The following is a 5797-nucleotide window of genomic DNA, read 5'->3' as shown; positions in this document are numbered from 1 at the left end:
TGCTGGACTCCGACTCCGGAGCCTCCGCTCGCTGGGATGACCCAGGGCGGAGGGGAAGGTTGCTGGGGCCGATGCGGGGACGCCGGCCCGACTGAAATTCAGTGGGGGGGGCTAGCTCGAACGTCTCGCCAGCTCGGCTTCAATCTCTTCGTCGCTGAGGTTGGACAGCTCCTCGAGCGCGGCTTCACTGGCGGCCTCTTCGAGCGCGGTCTGGTGGTCCGCCACCAGCTTCGCGAGGGAGGCCACGGTGGCGGCCTCGAAGAGCTTCGCCAGGGGAATGTCGAAATCGAACTGGGTGCGCAGGCGTCCGGCCACGCGCGTGGCGAGCAGCGAGTGGCCGCCCAGGTCGAAGAAGTTGTCGTTCAGGCCCACGGAGTCCACGCCCAGGACTTCCTGCCAGATGGCCGCGAGCTGTTTCTCCAGCTCGCTCGCGGGCGCCACGAAGGGCGTCTTCGCGCGACGGGGCTTGCCAGCCGCGCGCGCGCCCGAGGTGGGCTGGGACGTGTCGCGCTGAATCCACAACTTCCAGCGCTGGGCCAGGTCTCCGGTCGCGACGACGACGTGGCCATCCACGCCGAGCGTCACCAGCCGACGGACGGCCTCGGCGCCCTCCTGGGGCGTCATGGCGTACTGGTCCATGCTGGTGCGCACGTGGGTGTGCTTCGTCTCCTCCGGCCACGGGTCCCACGACGCGCTCACCCAGCGCGTCCCGGTGTTTCCAGCGTGGGCCTGCGCGAAGGCGTCCATGAAGAGGTTGGAGGACGCGTAGGTCAGGTAGCCGAGGCCACCGAGGACCGCGGCGTTGGACGAGAAGAGCAGGGCGAAGTCCGCCGAGCGGGTGCTCAGCACCTTCTCCAGCGCATACGTGCCGTAGACCTTCGGGCCGAACTGCGTCTCCGACTCGCCCCGGCCAATGTCCGTGAGCGGGTTGTAGAGCGACGGGCCATGCGTGACGCCCGCGCAGTGGAGCACGCCATTGAGCGCGCCGAACCGGGCCTCCACCTGCGCCACCGCGGCCTCGAGCTGCCCCGCGTCCGCGACGTCCGCGCGCACCACCATCACCTGCGCGCCAAGCCGCTCCAGCTTCCGCACCTGGAGGATGCGCTGGGCCACCGCGTCGTCCTCGGGATGGGTGGCCAGGTACGAATCCCACTCGGACGTCGCCGGCAGGGCAGTGCGTCCCAGCAGCGCCAGGCGGGCCTTGAGCGTCTGGGCCAGGTGCTCGGCCAGCATCAGGCCCACGGCGCCAAGGCCTCCGGTGATGAGGTAGACGCCCTGCTCACGCAGCGGAGAAGCGGCCTCGCCCGAGGGCTCCAACCGCAGCGGCGCATGCGTCTGGGTGAAGCGGTGGTTTCCGCGCCACGCCACGACGGCGTCGCGCGTGCGCTGACTCAGCTCGGCGAGCAGCCGCTCCGCGAGCTTCTCCACGCCCGCGCTCTTGGGCTCGGGGGCGATCAGGTCGATGCAGCGCGTGCTGACGTGCTCCTGCTCCTGCGGAATCACCTTGCACGGTCCCAGCAGCGTGGCCTTCTCCGGGAGGGCGTTGCCCTCGCCCGCCACGTCAGCCAGCCGGTCCGTCACCACCTCCAGGCGCACGGGGCGCGAGGTGTCTCCCTGGGCGAGCGCCTGTCCCAGGTGCAGGAGGCTGTAGTAGCCCGTGTCCTGCACCTTGCGGAACAGCTCGGGCCCCGGAAGGTCCATGCCCGACGAGGCGAGGCTCCACAGATGGACCACCACGGACGGGCTCAGCTCCTGGTCCGCCAGGTCCTTCCACAACGTGGCGTAGTCCCCGCGCAGGCGAGGATCCACCGCATACCGGCGCGCGGCGTCCCGCATGAAGGAGCTTCCCTGGCGCACCCGCACCACGTCCTGGCCCGCCTCCTCCAGACGGCGGCACAGCGCCTCGCCGACGCCCACGCCGTCCACGAAGACGACCCAGCAGCGACGCTCGGCCAGGGCCTTGCGGTCCAGGGCCACGGGCGCCGTGCGGTGCCACGTGGGCGCGTGGAACCACTCCGCCATGTCCACGAGCTTTCCCTGCGGCGCTTGGGCCTGCGTGGCCTCGGCGTGCGTGCCAGGCGCCACCCAGTAGCGCTGACGCTCGAAGGGGTACGTGGGCAGCGGCACGCGGCGAAGGACGCGGCCCTCGCTCACGGCCTCCCAGTCCACCTCCACGCCGTCCAGCCAGAGCTGTCCCAGCGCGCCGAGCACCGCCACCGGCGCGGGCTGGTTCGTTCCAGGCGCGGGCAGGCAGCCGTGCACGGAGCGAGTCCCCGTGCTCCCCGCCAGCGCGCGCGCCTTCTCGACGAGCGGCCCCGCGGCCCCCATCGCGAGCACGACGCGAGAGGGCTCCTTCACCAACTCGCGCAGCGCATCGTCCAGGCGTGGCGCGCGGCCCGCAGCGTCCTTCCACGTCTCGGGACGGGTGGCCTCGGCGGCCGTGAGCAGGGCGCCCGTGGCCAGGGAGTAGAGCGGCACCTCCGGCGCCTTCAGCGTCGCGGCGTTCGGTGACAGCTCACGCCCCTCGGCTCGGGCAATCGTCAGGGAGAGGGCCTCCTCCAGCGGGAGCGCGCCCGCGAGGCTCGCGGCGATCCACGCGCCCATGCCTTCGCCCAGCATCGACTCCGGCTGCACACCCCACGACATCCACAGGCGCGCCAGGGCGTAGGCCTCCACGAAGCGCGCGGCGGCCGTCACCGGACTGGAGACAACAGGTCGGCTCCCGTCCTCCGGATACAGCACGGCGCGCAGGTCCACGCCGAGCCGCGACTGGAGCAGCTCCGCGCACTGGTCCACCTCCGCGCGGAACGCAGGCTCGGAGCGATACAGCGACTCCAGTGGCGCCTCCGCTCCGGCGTCGGAGAAGAGGAAGGACACGGGGCGGTTTCCCGTCTCGTGCGTGCCGGAGAGCACGCGCTGGGGCTCCGCCATGCGCAGCACCCGCATCGCATCCTGTCCATCGCGCGCCACCACGACGCGGCGGTGCGCATGGGCCTTGCGGCCCACCTGGAGCGTGTACGCCACATCCGCCAGCGTCTGCTCCGGGTGCGTCTCCAGGTGCTGGGCGAGCCGCGCGGTGGCCGTGTCGAGCGCCGTGTGGCTGCGCGCGGACAACACCAGCAGCTCCCACGGGCGGCCCGTCGATGCCGAGGGCGCGGGAGGCGCTTCCTCCAGGACGATGTGGGCGTTGGTGCCGCCGATGCCGAACGAGCTGACGCCCGCGCGCCGAGGCGTCCTGCCGCGCGGCCAGGGCTGGAGCGCGGTGTTCACATAGAAGGGCCCGCTGTCGAAGTCGATCTGCGGGTTGGGGGACTCGAAGTGGAGGCTGGGCGGAACCTGCTGGTGCTTCATCGCGAGGATGGCCTTGAGCAAGCTCGCGCTGCCCGCCGCCGCGTCCAGGTGGCCCACGTTCGTCTTCACCGAGCCGATGGGCACCGTGCGACGGCCCTTCGCCTTCGCGCCGAACACCTTCGTCAGGGCGCGCAGCTCGATGGGGTCTCCCAGCGCCGTGCCCGTGCCGTGCGTCTCCACGTACGAAATCGTGTCGGCGGGGACCTCCGCCGCGGCCAGGGCGTCCTTGATGACGGTGGCCTGTCCCTGCACGCTGGGCGCGGTGAAGCTGGCCTTCACGGCGCCGTCGTTGTTGATGGCGGAGCCCTTGATGACGGCGTGAATGGTGTCGCCGTCCGCCAGCGCGTCCTCCAGCCGCTTCAGGACCACCAGGCCGATTCCGCTGCCGAAGATGGTGCCCGCCGCCTTCGCGTCGAAGGCGCGGCAGTGGCCGTCCGGCGAGACGATGCCGCCGTACTGATACAGGTAGCCGACCTTCTGCGGCACGTTGATGGCGACGCCGCCCGCAATGGCCATCCGGCACTCATCCGCGAGCAGCGCCTGTCCCGCCAGGTGCAGCGCGACGAGCGCCGTGGAGCACGCGGTGTGCACGGAGTACGCGGGGCCGCGCAGGTTGAGGCGGTGCGCCACGCGCGTGGTGAGGAAGGCCAGGTCATTGCCCAGGCCAATCTCGAACGGGTCCAACCCGCCGAGCGCGGAGGGATTGGAGAAGAGGTTGAAGACGTACGTGTCCGTGCGCGCTCCGGCGTACACGCCGATGCGACCCTTGAAGCGCTCGGCGTCGTAGCCCGCGTTCTCCAGCGCCTCCACGGCGCACTCCAGGAAGACGCGCTGCTGCGGGTCCATCACCTCCGCTTCCTTGGGGGTGACGCCGAAGTAGCCCGCGTCGAACAGGTCCGCGTCCTCCAGGACGGCGGCGGCCTTCACGTAGTTCGGGTCCGAGCGGATGGCGGACGTGTCGAGCGCGCTCGCCTCCAGCTCCGCGTCCGTCAGGAAGCTGATGGACTCCACGCCGTCCCGCAGGTTGCGCCAGAACGCCTCCAAGTCGCGCGCACCCGGGAAGCGCCCCGCCATGCCGACGACGGCGATCTCCAACCCCGTGGTGTCCGCGTTGGATGAATCCGTGGCCATGTCTCTCTCCAAAGTCCCGCTCAAGTTTCGACCTTCCTCGCCCGTTGCTGCTTCAGCGCCGACTTGCGACGCTGTTGCCGCCCCTCGTCTTCCGCGTCCGCCTCGTCCTCGACCTTCGAGTCCGTGGCCAGCCCCACTCGTCGGACCAGGTCCTCGAGGAGCTGACGCGCCTTCATCGTTCCGTGCTCCGCGCGGAGCTGTTCTCCCAGCCGCGCCGCGGACGCCTGGATGTCCGCGCGAGCGTGCACCGCGCTCAACGCGTCTCCGAGCCGCTCCGCGTTCAGCTCACCAATCGGCAGCGCCGCGCCACCGCAGCCCTGCTGCTGGACGACCTCGCCCCAGGTGAACTGGTCATACGTGTGCGGCACCACGACCTGCGGGACGCCCGCCCGGAAGGCCGCGCCCGTGGTGCCCGCTCCGCCGTGGTGCACCACGCACGACACGCGCGAGAAGAGCCAGGAGTGCGGCACCTGTCCCAGGGCCCGCACCGTCGGGGGGAGGGCGCGCTGGCCCAGGCCGCTCCATCCGTGCTGGATGAGGGCCCGTCGCCCCGCGCGCACCGTGGCGTTCACCAGCGTGCCCGTCAGCGCCGCCGGGTCCGCGTGCGTCATGCTGCCGAAGGTGATGCAGACGGGCGGCTCGCCCTCGGCGAGGAACGAGGCCAGTTCCGCGTCCGGCGTGAATGCCGGCTCGTCGACAAGGCAGTATCCGACGGTGTGGTGGTGCGGGGGCAGGTCCGCGGCGGGAGGCCGAACGTGGCGGCTCAGCGCGGTGAGCACCAGTTGATGGGACAGGCCGTCCACCAACGGGTTGTCGAGCGGCGGAAGGCCATGGGCCTCGCGCAGGGGGTTCACCAGTCCGCGCACGGCCATCTGGAAGGCGGGGCTGCCACCGCCGCTGCCGCTGTGCTCCACCAGCACCGTGACGAAGGGCAGGTGCGTCAGGTCATGCACCATGCGCGCGACGGGCTGGACGCGTCCGCTGACGAGCAGGTCCGCGCCCTGACATGCGGCGCGCAGGTCCTGGAACATGTGGGGCAGCGCCTCCAAGAGTGGCTGGAAGAGCTGGAGCATGCCTCCGGCGGAGTGCACGACATCAGGGCTTCCCATCATCGCCTGGGTGATGCCGCTCTGGGCTTCCCGCAGGTCGGGCCCCACCGGAATGAAGTCGACGTCATGCTGTCGAGCGAGCGCGCGGTACGACGGCGCGGCGGCGAGCACGGGTTGATGTCCGTGGCGCTTCAGCTCGACCGCCAGCGCCACGAAGGGCTGGATGTCGCCGAGGGTTCCGAAGTTGGTGAGGATGGCTCGCATGG

2 protein-coding genes are annotated in these 5797 nt (G+C 71.2%); both read right to left on the bottom strand.

Going from position 1 to position 5797, the window contains the following annotated elements; genetic code table 11:
- Positions 1–111 precede the first annotated feature (111 nt).
- The gene (locus tag LZ199_RS34405; RefSeq protein WP_253997997.1) at positions 112–4482 is read right to left on the bottom strand and encodes a type I polyketide synthase; all 4371 of its coding nucleotides are present in this window, start codon (positions 4480–4482) and stop codon (positions 112–114) included.
- 20 nt (positions 4483–4502) lie between these two features.
- Entirely contained in the window at positions 4503–5795 is a 1293-nt protein-coding gene (locus LZ199_RS34400; RefSeq protein ID WP_253997996.1) for a glycosyltransferase, read from the bottom strand.
- Between the last annotated feature and the right edge of the window lie 2 nt (positions 5796–5797).

This window comes from Myxococcus qinghaiensis (assembly GCF_024198215.1).
GTDB classification, from domain to species: domain Bacteria; phylum Myxococcota; class Myxococcia; order Myxococcales; family Myxococcaceae; genus Myxococcus; species Myxococcus qinghaiensis.
The sequence above is the reverse complement of the archived record's forward strand: the minus strand, read 5'-3'. Positions and strand labels throughout refer to the sequence as shown.